Consider the following 17075-nt stretch of genomic DNA (forward strand, 5'->3'; position numbering starts at 1 on the left):
AAGATGAACTCGCGGTCGTAGGAATCGCGACCGCCCAGGGGAGCGACGCGCTCCTCTATGGCCTTCAGGTTCAACCTCGCCACTGCAGTCCCTTCGTCAGGTACACGATCGTGCACTCACCACCCTAAGGTCGGAGGCTCACCGCGATCAGCAGGCTCTCCGATCACCGACAACCCAACCGAGCAGGTAGCCGGCTACGTCGCCGCGGTAGCGGTATCGTCGGGGCCTTTCGCTGATCTGGCGGTGACTCCAGCGGTGACGTCGATCCCGATGCAGCCATGACTCGCTGCACTGTCGGTCACATGAAGCTTCATGCATCGGCCGCCCCGATGTGGGCGCCTACTGCACGAGATCGACCGCGTCAGGATCGAGCGTCGCAAACGCTTCCCGCATCTCTGTCGTCACGTCCAGGCCCAAGCTCTCAACCTGACGCAGCGTGGCCTGCCGCCCATTCGTGTGTCGGCTGTATGGGGCAACGGCCTCAACAGAGTCGGCATCGACTTCGCGCGCGAGCACGAGTTCAAACGTCTCTGCCGCGAAGATCAGGAACACCGCAGTGTCGAAGTCGAAGCTCCGAAACGGGCTGAACTTCCCCGACCGCCCGACCACGCGGCCACCCATTGCCTTGACCTGGACCCGGCGACCACTCTGATCCGTCACGTCGTGCGACTTCGTCGAGTTGGGTTCTAGGACAACACCCCGCGCGGCCAACACCACCTGCTAAGCGATGTCGCCCAGCGGTTTGTTGTTGGTACGCACCAGACCACGCCCGCGCAGTTCGGAGACAATGGATGCCTCGAGTTGAAGTAACTCCCTCACCCGAAGGGTTTTGAGATCCGGGACCCCATCCATTGCTTTCGTGGCTCAGGAGCTCAAACGTTGAACCGGAACTCCACCACGTCGCCGTCGCGCATCACGTAGTCCTTGCCCTCCATGCGCACCTTGCCGGCGGCCTTGGCGTCGGCCATGGAGCCGGCGGCGATCAGATCGTCGAAACTCACGATCTCCGCCTTGATGAAGCCGCGCTGGAAGTCGGTGTGGATCACGCCGGCGGCCTCGGGCGCCGTCGCCCCCACCGGAATCGTCCAGGCGCGCGTCTCTTTCGGCCCCGCCGTCAGGTACGTCTGCAGGCCGAGGGTGGAGAAGCCCACGCGGGCCAGCTGGTCCAGCCCGGACTCGTCCTGCCCGGCCATCTCCAGCATCTCGGCCGCCTCCTCCTCGGAGAGCTCCACGAGGTCGGACTCGAGCTTGGCGTCCAGGAACACGGCGTCGGCGGGGGCCACCAGATCCCGCAGCTCCTGCTGCTTGGCCTCGTCCCCCAGCACACCCTCGTCCGAGTTGAACACGTAGATGAACGGCTTGGCGGTGAGCAGGCTCAGCTCCCGCAGCCGGTCCATGTCCAGCTTGTCCTTGTCCTTCGCGGCGAAGATCGTCTCGCCCCGCTCCAGCACCGCGAGCGCGGCCTTGAGCGCCTCGAGGTCGGCGGGCTCCTTCTTCTTGCCCTTGACCTCCTTCTCGACGCGCGGGATCGCCTTCTCCACGGTCTGCATGTCCGCGATGATCAGCTCGGTGTTAATGGTCTCCATGTCCGAGGCCGGGTCCACCTTGCCGTCCACGTGGACGACGTCGCCGTCGTCGAACGCGCGCACCACCTGCGCGATGGCGTGGGCCTCGCGGATGTTCGCCAGGAACTGGTTGCCCAGGCCCTCCCCCTCGGAGGCGCCCTTCACGATGCCGGCGATGTCCACGAAGCTGACCGTGGCCGGCAGGATGCGCTCGGAGCCGAAGATCTCGGCGAGCTGCGGGAGGCGCTCATCCGGCAGGTTCACCACGCCCACGTTCGGCTCGATCGTCGCGAACGGGTAGTTCGCCGCGAGCACGGTCTGGCGCGTCAGCGCGTTGAACAGGGTCGACTTGCCCACGTTGGGCAGTCCCACGAATCCGATAGTCAAAGCCACAGTCCGGCAGTCTACCGGCGGGCCCGCCGCGGCGGAGGCGTCCCGCACCGGCCCCGTTCCGTGGGCAGAACCGGCAGCCCCGCCCGCTCCGTGGGCAGAAAGCGCGCTCTCCCCTGTTCCGGAGGCAGAACCGGCAGGGTTTTCGCTTCCGGGGGCAGAAACCCTTGCTTTTCTGCCCACGGAACCCAGAGGCCCGGCGGCCACGGGGCCCGGCAGCCCCAGCCCCCGCCCCCACGCGCCCACGGAACCCAGAGACCCGCACCGCCCAGCACGCATCCCCGCCCAGATGACCGATCTGTAGGGTGGGCGGGCCGCCCAGACCCCGACGAGAGGACGCACACCTGTGTCTGCCGACCAGAGGACGACAGCCGAGACCGCAGGGCCACCGGGTCCCCCCCCTCGCCAAGTCCCGCGGCACCGTGCGCCTGCGCTCCAACGACTACCGGGACAAGCCGGCCGTGGACCCGCGCTACTTCACCGACCCGGAGGGCCATGACATGGCCGTCGCGGTCGCCGGCATCCGGCTGGCCCGGGAGATCGTCTCCCAGCCGGCCATGGCGGCGTGGGCGGGGCGCGAACTGGCCCCGGGCGAGCAGGCGCAGACGGACGAGGAGATCGCCGACTACGTGCGCCGCACCCACAACACCGTGTACCACCCGGTGGGCTCGGTGCGCATGGGCGCCGAGGACGACGCCATGAGCCCGCTCGACGCCCGTCTGCGCGTCAAGGGCGTGACGGGGCTGCGCCTGACCGCCACGCAGATGCGGCGGGCCCCCGGTGGGGGGCCCGCCGCATCTGCGTTCGGGGGACGGACCGCGCGCCGGCCGCGCGCGGCTCCGTCAGAGGCCGGTCACTCGCCGGTGGTCTCGGCGGTCTCGCCCTCCACGGTCTGCCCGGCCACGGGGGCAGCACCGCCGTGGGTGACGGAGATCTTGCGGGGCTTGGCCTGCTCCGCCACCGGGATGGTGAGGGTCAGGACGCCGTCGCTGTAGTCGGCCTGGATGCGGTCGAGGGCGAGGCCCTCGCCCAGGGTGAGCTGGCGGGCGAAGGTGCCGGCGGAACGCTCACGGGTGAGCCAGCGTCGGTCCTCGCGGGCCGGGTCCTCCTTGCGCTCGGCGCGGACGGTGAGGGTGCGCTCCTCCACGTCCACGTCGATGGAGGCCGGGTCGACGCCGGGCAGCTCGACCTCGGCGACGAAGACGTCGCCCTCGCGGTACAGGTTCATGGGCATGGACACGGTGCCGGTCGCGCGGGGCGTCAGACCGTTCACCAGGCGCTCCATCTCACGGAACGGATCGATAGGACGGGCCATGTCGGTTCACTCTCCTCGGTATTCGGGTGGGCGCCGCTGACACCGCGGCGTCTGACCACTACAACAGCACGCCCGGCGAGCCTATTCCAGAAATCTACGTGAAGTTCGATCAACTTCCAGGCGGGCGGTCAGGACCCTCCCGGCCCGGGGTCAGCCCGCCGAGGCGATCTCGCTCTCCACCACCCACTTGTGGTTCCTCATCCGCATGCCGTCGGACTCGTAGTCCACCATGTAGACGGTCTCATCCGTCGAGGAGTGCACCGTGCCCTCCGCACCCTGCATGCCCGGCATGTGGTCAGCCGCGAGGGTGACCGCCGCGCCGTCGGGCAGGCGTTCGGCGCCCGCGTCCTCCAGCTCCTCCTGGACGACCCACTTGTGGTCCGTCACCTCGGGCCCGCCCGTCGTCGGCCGGTAGTCTACGGAGTAGGCGGTGGTCTCGTACGCGCCCACGACGGTGGCGGCGGCCCCCTCCATCCCGGGCATGTGGTCCGCCATGAGGGTGACCTCGGTGCCCACGGGGTGGGCCGGGTCCGCGGCGGGCTCGATGCCCTCGGGGGCGGGGCCGCCGTCCATCGCGTGGCCCGCGTGCCCGCCGTGGGAGGACGACGTCGCCGCCTCTTCCCCTCCCGTCGCGCAGCCGGTGAGCGCGAGCAGACTCGCCGCAGTCACGGCGACGGTCCTGGTCCAGAAACGCATGGTCATCGTCCGGTGTCTCCTTCGTCATCGGTGGTCTGGGGGGCCTCGAGGTGCCCGAGCGCCGCACGGAACGCGGCCTCCGCCGTGTCGCCGTAGGGCACGAACAGCACCTCGTCCACGGTGCCGCCCACCTCGTCCGCCATCGCGTGGCAGGTCTCGACGGCGATCCGCGCCGCGTCCTCCATGGGCCAGCCGTAGATCCCCGCGGAGATCGCCGGGAACGCGACCGTCCGGGCGCCGAGCCCGGCCGCCACCTTCAGGGACTCGCGGTAGCACGAGGCGAGGGTGTCGGACTTGTCGATCGTCTTGGCCCACACCGGGCCCACCGTGTGGATGACCCAGCGCGCGGGCAGGCGCCCCGCCGTCGTCGCCACGGCCTGGCCGGCGGGCAGCCCCTCCGGCAGGTCGGTCTCGCGCAGGCGGCGGCACTCGGCCAGGATCTCGGGACCGCCACGCCGGTGGATGGCGCCGTCCACGCCTCCGCCGCCGAGCAGGGTGGAGTTGGCGGCGTTGACGACGGCGTCCGCGTGCGTGGCCGTGATGTCCCCGGGGGCGATGGTGAGCTGCATGGGTTCACGCTAGGCGCGGGTGGGCGCCGTCGGACAGGGCCGGTAGCCTCGGCCCCATGAGCACCCCGACGCCCACCGGACCGACCCCCACGCCTCCCGGCGGCGAGCTGCTGCCGCTGATCAGCCTCGCGGTGGAGCACGTGTTCGACACGCTCGGCCGGCAGTCCGTGTTCGCCCCGACGATCCTCGCCGTCGCCGCCGACGGCCAGCGCGGCATGTGGGAGCACCCGGACCTCGAGCCCGAGCAGGCGGCCGCCACGGTCGCGACGATCAGCCCGCGCCCCACGCGGGCGGTGGCCGTGTTCGACGGCGAGATCGAGACGGCGGACGGACCCCGCCCGGCCGTCGCGGTGGAGGCCTTCGACGCCGCCGCCCTGGCCTCGACCCGCATGGTCTTCCCGTATCTGCCCGGTGTGGCCGCGGCGGGCATCGCCGCCCGCGTCGACGGCGACCCGCAGGTCGTGGCCAACGGCCCCAACCCGCTCTTCGGCTGAGCCGCCCACCACGACGACGGCGCGCCGCGGCCTACCGTGTCCGTGCGGCCTGCGAGGGTGGGGGCATGGAGATCCTCAACCTGCTGCTCGCCCTCATCCTCGGACTCGTGCTGGGCGCCCTGGTGGGCGCGTGGCTCATGTGGCGCCGGGCGGCCGGTGGCGGTGAGGAAGCCCGCCGGGCCCAGGCCGAGCTGGCCGCGCTGCGCACCGAGCACCAGGGGGCGCGAGAGGAGCTCGCGGCCGCCCGGGCGGAGCAGCGCGCGCTCACGGCCGCGCGCGCCGAGGACGCCGAACGCCGACGCGCGGAGTCCCAGGTGATGTCCACGCTCGCGCCGCTGGGCCAGCGGCTGGCGGCGCTCCAGGAGCAGGTGAGCGTGCTGGAACGGGATCGGGCCTCCCAGTTCGGCCGACTCGGGGAGCAGCTCCGCGCCGCCGCGGCCACCGACCGGGACCTGCTGAACCAGACCACCTCGCTCATGGCCACCCTCAAGTCCACCTCCGCCCGGGGCCACTGGGGCGAGGCGCAGCTGCGGCGGGTCGTCGAGGCGGCGGGCATGCTCCACCACGTGGACTTCACGGAGCAGGCCACGCTGTCCGGCAGGGACGGCGAGCGCCTCCGCCCGGACCTCGTGGTGTCCCTGCCCGGCGGCAAGGCCATGGCCGTGGACGCCAAGGCCCCCATCGGGGACGCGCTGGCCGCCGAGGCCCTCGCGGATGAGCCCGGCGAGGAGGCGTACGAGCGGCGCCAGGCGCTGGCCGCCCAGCACGCCGCGGCCGTGCGCCGCCACGTGGACCAGCTCTCCGCGAAGTCCTACTGGGACGGCCTCGAGCACTCCCCCGAGCTGGTCCTGTGCTTCCTGCCCGCCGAGTCGCTCCTGGCCGCGGCGCTGGACGCGGACCCCGGGCTGCTGGACCACGCGTTCTCCCGGAACGTCGCGCTCGTCGCCCCCGTCTCCCTCCTGACCGCCCTGAAGTCCGTGGCCTACGCGTGGCGGCAGGACACCCTGGCCGAGAACGCCCACACCGTGGTGGCCAGCGCGAAGGACCTCTACGAGCGTCTCGGCACGCTCGGCACCCACCTGGACCGCATGGGCGGCTCCCTCAAGACCGCCGTGGACCGCTACAACCAGCTCGTCGGCAACGTCGAGTCGCGCGTGCTCCCCGCCGCCCGGCGCCTCCGCGACGCCGACCCGGGCCTGGCCCCCACGCCGGACATCCGCACGCTCGAGTCCGCGCCCCGGCCCCTGGCCGCCCCGGAACTGGTCGCGGGCGTGGAGGAGGACGAGCTGCGCCGTCGTCGGGCGGAGACGGCGCGGGAGGCGTGAGCGGGGCCGGGCGGATGGGCCGTCGCGGCCCTGACGTCGTCTTTCCGTGTCCCAGGCCACTTGCTACCGTGAAACTCACAGAGAATTGCCAGGCCGCGCCGAGGGCCTGACTTGATGAGGAGGCCCCGTGGAGTCCCGATCGACCCCCCCGCCGAGCAACGTCAACGAGCACGTCTCCCGCTTCAACCCCCGGGCGGCCGCCCAGGAGTTCGAACACGAGCTCTCCCCGGGCATGCGTGACGAGCCGCTGACCGGCGGCGAGAACGTCAAGCGCATCATCGGCCTCGTGGCCGGCCCCCTGCTCGCCGTCGCCCTGTTCCTGCTGATGCCGGGCGACCTCGGCGTCTGGCCCCGCCTCGTCGCCGCCACCGCCGTGCTCATGGCCGTGTGGTGGATGACCGAGGCCCTGCCCATCCCCGCCACCGCCCTGCTGCCGCTCGTGGTCTTCCCGCTCGGCGTGCCCGCCGAGGAGTCCGACGGCGGCATCACCTTCGACGCCGTCGGCGCGAGCTACGGCAACAACATCATCTTCCTGTTCATGGGCGGCTTCATGCTCGCCCTGGCCATGCAGCGCTGGAACCTGCACCGGCGCATCGCGCTCGGCGTCCTGACGTTCATGGGCGCCAGGACCGTGAACCTCGTCCTGGGCTTCATGATCGCCACCGGGTTCATCTCCATGTGGGTGTCCAACACCGCCACCGCCGTGATGATGCTCCCCATCGGCGTGTCCATCCTCGTGCTCGTCCAGCGCTACGGCACGGACGGCGCCCTGACCGGGGACGAGGCAGCGGACCAGGCCGACCGCCCCGCCGCGCCCGCATCCGCGCCCGGCGAGGCCCCCACGCAGGCCGAGATCCGCTCCCTGACGAAGACGAACTTCGGCACCGCGCTCATGCTCGGCATCGCCTACGCCGCGTCCATCGGCTCGCTCGGCACCATCATCGGCACCCCGCCCAACACCCTGCTCGCGGGCCACATGGCCGCCGAGCACGGCGTGGAGATCGGCTTCGGCCAGTGGATGCTGGTCGGCGTGCCGATCGCCGTCGTGCTGCTCTTCGCGTGCTGGTTCCTGCTCACCCGCGTGCTGTTCCGCCCCGAGATCGACGAGGTCCCCGGCGGCCGCGACCTGATCGCCACCGAGCTGGCCCGCCTCGGCCGCATGAGCGCCCCCGAGGCCAAGGTCCTCGCCGTCTTCATCCTCGCCGCGCTGGCCTGGATCACCGTGCCGCTGATCTCCGAGTACGTCCTGGGCCTGGAGTCCCCGCTGCTCTCGGACGCGGCCATCGCCATGGTCGTCGGACTCATCCTGTTCCTCCTGCCGGCCGGCGGCGGGGCCGGGCGCGGCGTGCGCCTGCTCGACTGGGAGGCCGCGAAGGAGCTGCCGTGGGGCGTGCTCCTGCTGTTCGGCGGCGGCCTGGCCCTGTCCGGTCAGTTCTCCAAGTCGGGCCTGTCCACGTGGCTCGGTGAGCAGGTCAAGGGCCTCGGCGACATCCCCGTGTGGGTGCTCGTGGTGATCGCCGCCGTCGGCATCCTGCTGCTGACGGAGATGACCTCGAACACGGCCACCGCGGCCACGTTCCTGCCCGTCGCCTCCGGCGTGGCCCTGGGCACCGGCGTCCCCCCGCTCATGCTGGCCGCGCCCGTCGCCCTCGCCGCGACCTGCGCGTTCATGCTGCCCGTGGCCACCCCGCCGAACGCCATCGCGTACGGCTCCGGCTATGTGACCATCGGCCAGATGGTGAAGGGCGGCGTGTGGCTGAACATCATCGCCGCCGTGCTCATCTCCATCGCGTCGATGACCCTGCTCGTCTGGGTCTTCGGACTCTGAGTCCTGACCACCCGCCGGCCCGGCACGCTGAGGCCCGGGCACACCGAGGCCCGCAGACTCGCCGCTACGTCGGCGTCGCGACGGCGAGTCTGCGGGCCTCAGCGAGGAGACGAGGGGCGCGGTCAGGCCTCGGCGTCGCGGCGGCGTCCGCCGAGGGCGCGCCCGTCGTCGCCCACGCGCTTCATCTCGGCGCGCAGCTCCTTGGGCAGGGAGAAGATGATGTCCTCCTCGGCGGTCACCACCTCGTCCACCTGCCCATAGCCGTACTCGGCCAGCAGCGCGAGCACCTCCTGGACCAGCACCTCGGGCACGGACGCGCCCGAGGACAGGCCCACGGTGGCCACGCCCTCGAACCAGGACTCGTCCACCTGGTTGGCGAAGTCCACGCGCTCGGCGCGGGAGGCCCCGTACTCCGCGGCGACCTCCTTGAGGCGCACCGAGTTCGAGGAGTTCGCCGAGCCCACGATGATCACCAGGTCGCACTCCGGCGAGATCGACTTGATGGCCGCCTGCCGGTTGGAGGTGGCGTAGCAGATGTCGTCCGAGGGCGGGTCCTGCAGGTGAGGGAACCGCTCGCGCAGCACGGAGACGATCTCGAGGGTCTCGTCCACGGAGAGCGTGGTCTGGGAGAGCCAGATCAGGTTGTCCGGGTCCTCCACCTGGACGGTGCGGGCCTCGGCCACGTCGTTGATCACCGTGGTGTGCTCGGGCGCCTCGCCGAACGTGCCCTCGACCTCCTCGTGACCGTCGTGGCCGATCAACAGGATCCGCTTGTCCTGCTTGGCGAAGCGCACGGCCTCGCGGTGCACCTTGGTCACGAGCGGGCACGTGGCGTCGATGGTGCGCAGGTTGCGCTGGGCGGCCTCCTCGACGACGGCCGGGGACACGCCGTGCGCGGAGAACACGGTCAGGGCGCCCTCGGGCACCTCGTCCAGCTCGTCGACGAACACCACGCCGCGCTCGGTCAGGGTGTCCACGACGTGCCGGTTGTGGACGATCTCCTTGCGCACGTACACGGGGGCGCCGTGGTGCTCGAGGGCCTTCTCGACGGCGACGACGGCACGGTCCACGCCGGCGCAGTAGCCACGGGGGGCGGCCAGCAGCACGCGCTTCTCACCGGACACGGGCGCGGCCGCCTCCACCTCCTCACGGGAACGACGAACGCGCGGGACCTGCGGCATCCCGAGGCCGACGGCGGACGGACGGGCGGAGACGGAGGGAGCGGACATGCCCTCCATGCTATCGGCCGGGACGCAGACCGCGCCCGGGCTTCGCCGCGGGCTCAGCGCGACGTGTCGTCGGCCGCGGTGTGGGAGCGGCCCACCGCGGGGGACCGTCCGCCCGGGCGGCACGGACCCGGCCACGCCGAGCGACCCCGAGCTCGGCCAGGGCCAGCAACAGGCCCGCGGCCAGCACGATCCAGCCCAGGGTGGTCAGGGTCTGGGGGTAGGAGGCGACGGCGGCCGCGAACGCCGGGCGGGCGGCCTCCTCCATCTGCTGGACGAACGCGGCCACCCCCGGGGAGGCCCCCTCGGGCGCCGTGAGGTGGACCGCGTCCGGACCCAGGCGGGCGCCGCCGATCAGCCCGCCGGCCAGGGCGACCGCACCCGCCACGGCCACGGCGAGACCCCGTCGCCCTCGGGGGGCGAGCAGCAGGGCGCCCACGAGCGCCAGCACGGACGCGGCGGCGGCCCAGCGCCAGTGCGCGGAGGCGTCCACCCAGCGGTGCACGGTGGCCCGGTCCGTGCCGGCCAAGGCGTCGATGCGCGCGTCCATGCGCAGCGCGGTGCTGTCCCGCAGGTCCGCGGCGCGGTCGTACAGGGGTGCCAGCAGCGTGTCCGCGGCCCAGTCGCCGACGTCCGCGCCCGCGATCGTCTCCAGCAGCGCCTGCCCGGGCAGGTCGAACCGGTCCTCGCGCAGGTCACGTTCGATGTCGCCCAGGGCGGCGGTGATCCCGGACTGTGCTACGGGACCGAACGGGATGGTCACGTCCGCGCCCGAGCCGGGCTCGTCCGCGCCCTGCGGGTCCTCGAGCTGGGCGAGCCAGGCGCGCCGGGCCTCGTCAGCGGTGTCGGACCAGCCCTGCACCACCTGCGGGTCGTCCGCCACGCGCTGGGCCAGCGGGCGCAGCAGGTCCTCGGCCGCCTGGGCCAGCGGGTCCGGCACCTGCTCGGGGACGGCGTCGTGCACGACGTCGTCGATCACCCCCGGCACGGCGGCGCGGACCTCGGGGTCCACGGCGACCTGCTCCGTCACCCCGCGCAGCAGCTCCGGGCGGTGCGTCGCCTCGTCGACGAGGGCACCGGCCGTCGCGAGCACCGCCAGCAGGCCCGCCAGGGCCGCGACGAGGACACTGAGAGTGGTGCGCATGGGGGGGTCCTTCCATTCCGTTCCGTTCCGACCCCGTCGAGCGTACTGATCCTGGCCGGACGTTCCCCGGTCTGAGCGCCCGACCGGGCCGGCGGCGGGTCCGGGGGACGCCCGGGCGCCGTCTTGCGCGTCCGGCGAGGGCGGTACGGTGGGCCCGTGCCCGGGCGGACCGGGCGCGGACAGGAGGGACCCGGATGGACCAGCCCGTGACCGAGGGCGCCTCGGCGGCGTCGGACATGCCCGTCTCGGCGCCCGCCCGCGCGGGCGAGACCTCCGCCGAGCGGCCGTGGCCCCTGCGCCGGCTCTCCGAGAACCTCAAGGCCCACATCGAGCGCGCGCCCGCCACGTGGATCGAGGGCCAGCTCATCGAGTTCAAGAACAACCGCGGCAACGTCTACATGACCATGCGGGACCTCGAGGAGGAGGTGTCCCTGCCGCTCACCGCCTGGCGGAACGTCGCCATGACCCTGGACGGGACCGTCCAGCAGGGCTCCCGCGTGGTGGCGCGCGTAAAGCCGAACTTCTGGCTCAAAGCTGGGCGCCTGTCCATGAACGTGCAGGAGATGCGACCGGTCGGCCTCGGCGATCTGCTGGCCCGCGTGGAGCTGCTGCGCCGGGCCCTCGCCGAGGAGGGGCTGACCTCCCCCGCGCGCAAACGACCCCTGCCCCTGCTCCCCCACCGGATCGGGCTCATCACCGGCCGCGACTCGGACGCGAAGAAGGACGTGCTGCGCAACACCCTGCTGCGCTGGCCCGCCGCCGAGTTCGAGATCCGTGAGGTCGCCGTGCAGGGCGCCGAGGCCCCTCGGCAGGTGGCCGCCGCGCTCGCCGAGCTCGACGCCGACCCGGCCGTGGACGTCATCGTCATCGCCCGCGGCGGCGGCGCGCTCGAGGAGGTCGTGCTCCCCTTCTCGGACGAGGCGCTGGTGCGCGCCGTGGCGGCGGCGCGCACGCCCGTCGTCTCGGCGATCGGCCACGAAGCGGACCGCCCGGTCCTCGACGACGTCGCCGACCTGCGTGCCTCCACCCCCACGGACGCGGCCAAGCGGATCGTCCCGGACGCGGCCCAGGAGGCCGCCGGACTCGCGGATGCGCGTCTGCGGCTGGCCGCGGCCGTCGAGCGCCGCGTGCGCGCCGAGGCCGAGGGGCTCGCGGCCCTGCGCTCCCGGCCCGTGCTGGCCCGTCCGCACGTGATGGTGGACACCCGGCAGGAGGAGACGGACCGGTGGCGCGAGCGCGGCCGGTCCGCCCTGGGCCACCGGCTCGTCCGCGAGGAGGACGCCCTCACGCAGCTGCGCGCCCGCGTCCGCGCCCTGTCCCCGCAGCGCACCCTGGACCGCGGCTACGCCGTGGTCCAGCACGCCGGACAGGTCGTGCGCGACGCGGACCAGGTCGCCCCGGACGACCGGCTCGACATCCTCGTGGCGGCCGGACGGATCGCCGCGGACGTCGTCGCGACGCACCGGACCACCCCGACCCCATCCCACGAGAGGACACGACAGGCATGAGTGAGCAGGGCATGGAGCAGACGCAGGACGCGGGCCGCCCGAGCGGGGTGGAGGGCTTCACCTCCGCGGACGTCTCGGACGTGGCCCAGATGAGCTACGAGCAGGCGCGCGCCGAGCTGATGGAGACCGTGGGGCGGCTGGAGGCCGGTGGCGCCGGCCTGGAGGAGTCCCTGGCCCTGTGGGAGCGCGGGGAAGCGCTGGCCGACCGCTGCCAGGCCTGGCTCGACGGCGCCCGCGCCCGCCTCGACCAGGTGCGCGGCGAGGCCGCCCCCGACGCCAGCTGACCCCGCCCCCCACTTTCGTTCGGGAAACGGCGGCCTCCGCCACGCTTTCGTTCGAGAAACGGTGGGGGCGGGGGCCATCGGCCCCCGCCCCCACGCGGCTCGCTCCCGACGTCGGTCAGGCGGTCTGGTCCTCGTGCTTGCCCTCGCTCAGCTCCTCCACGAGCTTGGCGTTGAAGGCGTCGAGGTCGTCCGGGGAGCGCGAGGTGGTCAGCCCGTTGTCCACGACGACCTCCTCGTCCACCCACTGGGCGCCCGCGTTCTTCAGGTCAGTCTTCAGGGACGGGTAGCTGGTCAGGCGGCGGCCCTCCACGACGCCGGCCTCGATCAGGGTCCACGGGGCGTGGCAGATGGCCGCCACCGGCTTGTGCTGCTCGAAGAAGGCACGCACGAACGCCTGGGCGTCCTTGTTGATGCGCAGGGCGTCCGCGTTCAGGGTGCCGCCCGGCATCACGAGGCCGTCGAAGTCCTCGGCCTTGGCGTCCTTCACCGTCGTGTTCACCTCGAAGGACTCGCCGTGATCCCAGTCGGACTGCATCGCGGTGATGGTGCCGGACTTCGGCGAGACGAGCACGGGGGTCGCGCCGGCGGCGATCACGGCCTCCCACGGGGAGGTCAGCTCGACCTGCTCGACACCGTCGGTCGCGAGGAACGCGACGGTCTTGCCGGTCAGCGGGGCGTTCTGGACAGCGTTCTCGGACATGGGTCCACCTTTCGGATCGGATCCGGCACGCCTCTGCGGCGCCCGGTGTTCCCCATCAACTCACTGCGGCCCCGGGCCTGGCAAGGTCCGGCCACCACTTCCCCGCCCACCGCGACGACGGCGGCGCTCAGCCCGCCAGCAGGCGACGGCGGGCGGCCGCGACGTCGAAGTCGGCCTTCGGCCAGTCCAGCCCCATCCCCTGCAGGGTCTCGATGATCAGCTGCTGCACCGCCAGCCGCGCGAACCACTTGCGGTCCGCCGGCACGATGAACCACGGCGCGTCCTCGGTGTCCGTCCGCTCGATCGCGATCCGGTACGCGTCCATGTACTGGTCCCAGTACGCGCGGTCGTCGAGGTCGCTCTCGCTGAACTTCCAGTGCTTCGTGGGGTCGTCCAGGCGGGCCAGCAGGCGCTCGGCCTGCTCCTCCGGCGAGATCCGCAGCATCACCTTGACGATCCGCGTCCCGGCGGCGCGCACGGCCGCCTCGAACTCGCGGATCGCCCCGTATCGCTCCTCCACCTCGGCCAGCGGGGAGAGCCCGCGCACGCGATGCACGAGCACGTCCTCGTAGTGCGAGCGGTCGAACGCGGAGACGAGGCCGGGCCGAGGCAGGTGCGGGCGGATGCGCCACAGGAAGTCGTGGGCGCGCTCCTCCGCTGTCGGCGCCTTGAACGCGTGCACGTGGACGCCCTGCGGGTCCATCGCCCCGATCACGTGGCGCATGATCCCGCCCTTGCCGGCGGTGTCCATGCCCTGCAGGACGACCAGCAGGGACGGCGCCTCCGCCACGGGCGCGTGGCGCACCGACTGGGCGAACAGCAGTTCCTGCAGGTCGGCGAGCGCCCGGCCGCGCGCGGCCAGGTCCTTCTTGCCCTTCGCCTTGTCCCCGCCGTAGCCGGGCGTCGCGGCGGCGTCGACGTCGGCCGGGCCCCGGACCTCGTCCCCGCGGCGGGCGGCGAACAGCTCCCGGGCGGGGGCGCCGAAGACGCCGTCGTCGGTGGGGCGGGCGGGTCCGCCCGCCTCGGCGGCCGGGGTGTCAGCCATGGCGCTCCCTCCAGTCCTCGAGGAAGTCCTCGAGGCGGTCCAGGGCCACGTCCAGGTCCTTCACGCTGGGCAGCGTGACGAGCCGGAAGTGGTCGGTGTACGGGTAGTTGAATGCCCCGCCGTGCGAGACGAGGATCTTCTTCGCCCGCAGCAGCTCGATGACGAACGCCTCGTCGTCGTCGATCGCGTAGACCTCCGGGTCCAGCCGCGGGAACAGGTAGAGGGCGCCGTGGGCCGGCTGCACGGACACGCCGGGGATGGCGTTCAGGCGGTCCTGGGCGAGGTTGCGCTGCTCGAGCAGCCGACCGCCGGGCAGGACGAGGTCGTCGATGGACTGGTAGCCGCCCAGTGCCACCTGGATGGCGTGCTGCGCGGGCACGTTGGCGCACATCCGCATGTTGGCCAGCAGGGTCAGGCCCTCGAGGAAGTCGGCGGCCCGGTGCTTCGGCCCGGACACGGCCACCCAGCCGGAGCGGTAGCCCGCCACCCGGTATGCCTTGGACAGGCCGGAGAACGTCAGGGTGAGCACGTCGTCGGACAGGCCGGCGGCGTTGATGTGGCGGGCGCCGTCGTAGGTGATCTTCTCGTAGATCTCGTCCGCCATGAGGACGAGGTTGTGGCGGCGGGCGACGTCCACGATGCCCTGCAGCACGGCGCGGGAGTAGACCGCGCCAGTGGGGTTGTTCGGGTTGATCAGGACGATGCCCTTGGTGCGCTCCGTGACGAGGGACTCGATGTGCTCGAGGTCGGGCTCCCAGCCCTCCTCCTCGACGCAGCGGTAGTGCACCGCTCGGCCCCCGGCCAGGGTGGTGGCGCCGGTCCACAGCGGGTAGTCGGGCGAGGGGACGAGGATCTCGTCGCCGTCGTCGACCAGGGCCGTGAGGACCATGGTGATCATCTCGGAGACGCCGTTGCCGATGAACACGTCGTCCACGCCGATGTCCCGGATGCCCCGGGACTCGTAGTACTGCGAGACGGCGGTGCGCGCCGAGTAGATGCCCTTGGAGTCCGAGTAGCCCTGCGCGTGCGGCAGGTGCTGGTGCATCGCCGCCAGGACGGCGTCCGGCGCCTCGAAGCCGAACGGGGCCGGGTTGCCGATGTTCAGCTTCATGATCCGGTGGCCCGCGGCCTCCATCCGCTGCGCCTCCTCCAGGATGGGGCCGCGCACGTCGTAGCGGACGTTCAGCAGCTTGGCGGACTGGCGGATCTGGCGGGGACGCGGGGTCGGCATGCCCTCCATCATGGCACTCCCCGGGCGGTGTGCGTCACAGTCGCGCTCGTGCGACGCGGGCCGGCGCCCCGCCTCCGTGCGGGCTCAGAACCAGGAGCCGCGGGGCACGAACCAGTCCTCAGGCGCGTCCTCCAGGCCATGGTCCACCAGCCAGTACTGCGCGGCCTCGGCGGCCGGAAGCGGGTCGGCGCCCGTGGTGAGCCGTTCGAGCTCCCGCAGACCGTCGCCGTCGAGGGCGGACATCACCTCGGCGATGCGCCGCTCGGCGTCGTCATCCAGCGTCGCGGCGGAGCCGACGGCGGTCAGCCGCCCCTCCGGGAGCACGCGGCCGTCGTCCTCGAGCGGGACGAGCGTGTTCGCGTCGATCTCCGGATCCGTGTCGGTCAGCAGCGCGACCTGGGCCTCGTCCGCGACGAGGGCGGCGCTCGGGTCCTCGGTGTCGGCCAGCCAGGTCTCGGGTCGGCAGCCGGCGAGCCGGTCCAGGCGGGCGCGCAGGGCCGTGGCCGCGTCCGGATCCGCCGCGGCGGTCAGGGGCGGGGGTGCGACGGCGGTGAGCGACTCGCACCGGCCGTTGAGGTCCGTGATCGACTCGAGCTCGAGCCGGGCCGCGGTGGTCTGGGTGACGACCGCGGTCAGGCGCAGCACGCCCGCCGACGAGGACAGCACCGCCGGGGCCTCGTCCTGCGGTGTCCCCGCCGCGGACGTCTGCCCGGCGAGCAGCGTCTCCAGGACGCGCCCGGCCGCCGGGGCGTCGGCCGCGGGGTCGCCGACGGGCAGCGCGGTGGGGCTCGGGGCGGCGGTCGAGGCGGTGGCCGAGGCGGTGGGCACGGCGTCCGTGGACGGGCCGGCCTCCATCCCGGTCGGCGTCGACGCCGGCGACGGCGGGGACGGCAGCGCCGCTGCGGGGTCGGCGGCGGTGGCCAGGGCCAGGGTGTCCACGACGGCGACCGTGTCCCCGCCGGCGGCGGACCACGCCGACTGCTCCACGGCGACGCCGTCCTCGTCCGCCACGGCGTGGCCGTGCAGGCGCAGGTGACGGGCCAGGACCGCCGCGACGGCGCCCTCCAGGCCCTCGCCGCCGTGCACGACCGTGATCGGGGTGCCTGACGCGGAGGGCGTCGGCGGGGCGTCCGCCTGCCGCGCGCACGCCCCCAGGGCCAGCGACAGCACGAGGGCGGAGGCGGCGAGGGCCGTCGGGCGGCGGTGGGCGGGGCGGCTCACGTGTCCACCCCGGCACGGGCGAGCGCCTCGGTGACCCAGGAGGCGGTGCGCAGCTCGCTGAGCTCCGCGAGGTCGAACCAGCGTGCGTCCGTCGAGGATCCGCCGACCTCAGGGCGCAGGACGCCGCCCGTGATGCGGGCGGTGTAGAGGACCTGCACGGTGAGCAGGGGCAGCGGCTCGCCCCGCAGGCGCTTCTCCACCGGGATCGTCCCGGTCGTGACGCCCAGCAGGCCCGTGAGCTCGGCGGTGTGGCCGGTCTCCTCCCAGACCTCGCGCAGGCACGCCTCCTCCGGGCTCTCGCCGAGCTCGATGCCGCCGCCGGGCAGCGTCCACTGCAGGAACTCGGGCCCCTGCCACGAGCTGAGCAGGACGCGGCCGCCGTCCACGATCAGGGCGTAGGCGCCGGCGCGCGTCTGGAACGGGCCGGCGGGGTGTGCTCCGGCGGCGTCCGGGGCGGCGGGGGTGGTGCTCATGGCTGCGGACTCCTGGCGGCAGTGGGACGGCCCGCGGCGGGCGACGCTGCGGGCCCGGCCA

At 73.1% G+C, this 17075-nt stretch carries 17 protein-coding genes and 1 pseudogene; 6 read left to right on the plus strand and 12 right to left on the minus strand.

What is annotated here, in order from left to right:
* Nucleotides 1–339: 339 nt before the first annotated feature.
* Together ACUJ8O_RS05290 and ychF are read right to left on the minus strand one after the other, a co-directional pair.
* Complete coding sequence (locus tag ACUJ8O_RS05290) at nucleotides 340–660, minus strand: hypothetical protein (protein WP_233569914.1); 321 nt, start codon at nucleotides 658–660, stop codon at nucleotides 340–342.
* A 212-nt stretch (nucleotides 661–872) separates the two neighbouring features.
* Nucleotides 873–1958, minus strand: coding sequence for a redox-regulated ATPase YchF (gene ychF, locus ACUJ8O_RS05295; protein ID WP_036317047.1), 1086 nt, complete (start codon nucleotides 1956–1958; stop codon nucleotides 873–875).
* A gap of 401 nt (nucleotides 1959–2359) precedes the next feature.
* Between ychF and ACUJ8O_RS05300 the strand changes: the two are divergent.
* A pseudogene (locus tag ACUJ8O_RS05300) lies at nucleotides 2360–2707 on the plus strand (GMC oxidoreductase); the annotation flags it as partial.
* Nucleotides 2708–2808: 101 nt separating this feature from the next.
* Here the strand turns inward: ACUJ8O_RS05300 and ACUJ8O_RS05305 are convergent.
* The 3 genes from ACUJ8O_RS05305 to ACUJ8O_RS05315 all read right to left on the minus strand — a co-directional run bounded on the left by ACUJ8O_RS05305 (nucleotide 2809) and on the right by ACUJ8O_RS05315 (nucleotide 4535).
* A complete protein-coding gene (locus ACUJ8O_RS05305) occupies nucleotides 2809–3270 on the minus strand; it encodes an Hsp20/alpha crystallin family protein (RefSeq protein ID WP_036317045.1) in 462 nt (153 codons plus the stop codon).
* A gap of 150 nt (nucleotides 3271–3420) precedes the next feature.
* Nucleotides 3421–3972 (minus strand): YdhK family protein, encoded by a 552-nt coding sequence (locus tag ACUJ8O_RS05310; RefSeq protein WP_020626858.1) that lies wholly within the window; start codon nucleotides 3970–3972, stop codon nucleotides 3421–3423.
* The gene (locus ACUJ8O_RS05315; RefSeq protein ID WP_036317043.1) at nucleotides 3969–4535 is read right to left on the minus strand and encodes an O-acetyl-ADP-ribose deacetylase; all 567 of its coding nucleotides are present in this window, start codon (nucleotides 4533–4535) and stop codon (nucleotides 3969–3971) included. The genes ACUJ8O_RS05310 and ACUJ8O_RS05315 overlap by 4 nt, the downstream gene beginning before the upstream one ends.
* A gap of 56 nt (nucleotides 4536–4591) precedes the next feature.
* Here ACUJ8O_RS05315 and ACUJ8O_RS05320 point away from each other — a divergent pair, with 56 nt between their 5' ends.
* The 3 genes from ACUJ8O_RS05320 (at nucleotide 4592) to ACUJ8O_RS05330 (ending at nucleotide 8182) form a co-directional block, all read left to right on the plus strand.
* Entirely contained in the window at nucleotides 4592–5029 is a 438-nt protein-coding gene (locus ACUJ8O_RS05320) for a hypothetical protein (protein ID WP_095347598.1), read from the plus strand.
* Between the two features lie 65 nt (nucleotides 5030–5094).
* Entirely contained in the window at nucleotides 5095–6354 is a 1260-nt protein-coding gene (gene rmuC, locus ACUJ8O_RS05325; RefSeq protein ID WP_095347599.1) for a DNA recombination protein RmuC, read from the plus strand.
* A 127-nt stretch (nucleotides 6355–6481) separates the two neighbouring features.
* Nucleotides 6482–8182, plus strand: coding sequence for an SLC13 family permease (locus ACUJ8O_RS05330; protein WP_095347600.1), 1701 nt, complete (start codon nucleotides 6482–6484; stop codon nucleotides 8180–8182).
* 122 nt (nucleotides 8183–8304) lie between these two features.
* On the opposite strand, the gene ACUJ8O_RS05335 is transcribed toward ACUJ8O_RS05330, so the two are convergent.
* Nucleotides 8305–9411 (minus strand): 4-hydroxy-3-methylbut-2-enyl diphosphate reductase, encoded by a 1107-nt coding sequence (locus ACUJ8O_RS05335; protein WP_445373214.1) that lies wholly within the window; start codon nucleotides 9409–9411, stop codon nucleotides 8305–8307.
* Nucleotides 9412–9421: 10 nt separating this feature from the next.
* Nucleotides 9422–10552 (minus strand): hypothetical protein, encoded by a 1131-nt coding sequence (locus tag ACUJ8O_RS05340; protein WP_445373215.1) that lies wholly within the window; start codon nucleotides 10550–10552, stop codon nucleotides 9422–9424.
* A gap of 194 nt (nucleotides 10553–10746) precedes the next feature.
* Between ACUJ8O_RS05340 and xseA the strand changes: the two genes are divergently transcribed.
* Complete coding sequence (xseA, locus tag ACUJ8O_RS05345; RefSeq protein WP_445373216.1) at nucleotides 10747–12060, plus strand: exodeoxyribonuclease VII large subunit; 1314 nt, start codon at nucleotides 10747–10749, stop codon at nucleotides 12058–12060.
* The gene (locus ACUJ8O_RS05350; RefSeq protein WP_445373217.1) at nucleotides 12057–12344 is read left to right on the plus strand and encodes an exodeoxyribonuclease VII small subunit; all 288 of its coding nucleotides are present in this window, start codon (nucleotides 12057–12059) and stop codon (nucleotides 12342–12344) included. Before xseA ends, ACUJ8O_RS05350 begins: the two co-directional genes overlap by 4 nt.
* Before the next feature lie 115 nt (nucleotides 12345–12459).
* Here the strand turns inward: ACUJ8O_RS05350 and ACUJ8O_RS05355 are convergent, their stop codons facing one another.
* The 5 genes from ACUJ8O_RS05355 to ACUJ8O_RS05375 all read right to left on the minus strand — a co-directional run bounded on the left by ACUJ8O_RS05355 (nucleotide 12460) and on the right by ACUJ8O_RS05375 (nucleotide 17014).
* Nucleotides 12460–13044 carry a type 1 glutamine amidotransferase domain-containing protein gene (locus tag ACUJ8O_RS05355; protein WP_445373218.1) on the minus strand — a complete coding sequence of 195 codons (585 nt, stop codon included), beginning with the start codon at nucleotides 13042–13044 and terminating at the stop codon, nucleotides 12460–12462.
* Between the two features lie 127 nt (nucleotides 13045–13171).
* Nucleotides 13172–14089, minus strand: a complete 918-nt coding sequence (locus ACUJ8O_RS05360) for a PPK2 family polyphosphate kinase (RefSeq protein WP_041104363.1) — start codon at nucleotides 14087–14089, stop codon at nucleotides 13172–13174.
* Nucleotides 14082–15320, minus strand: coding sequence for a pyridoxal phosphate-dependent aminotransferase (locus tag ACUJ8O_RS05365; protein WP_041104371.1), 1239 nt, complete (start codon nucleotides 15318–15320; stop codon nucleotides 14082–14084). Before ACUJ8O_RS05365 ends, ACUJ8O_RS05360 begins: the two co-directional genes overlap by 8 nt.
* An 84-nt stretch (nucleotides 15321–15404) precedes the next feature.
* Nucleotides 15405–16541 (minus strand): glycine betaine ABC transporter substrate-binding protein, encoded by a 1137-nt coding sequence (locus ACUJ8O_RS05370; protein ID WP_036316612.1) that lies wholly within the window; start codon nucleotides 16539–16541, stop codon nucleotides 15405–15407.
* Entirely contained in the window at nucleotides 16538–17014 is a 477-nt protein-coding gene (locus tag ACUJ8O_RS05375; protein ID WP_036316610.1) for an NUDIX hydrolase, read from the minus strand. Before ACUJ8O_RS05375 ends, ACUJ8O_RS05370 begins: the two co-directional genes overlap by 4 nt.
* Nucleotides 17015–17075 lie beyond the last annotated feature (61 nt).

The organism is Micrococcus sp. EWR3.9.1 (genome assembly GCF_052615555.1).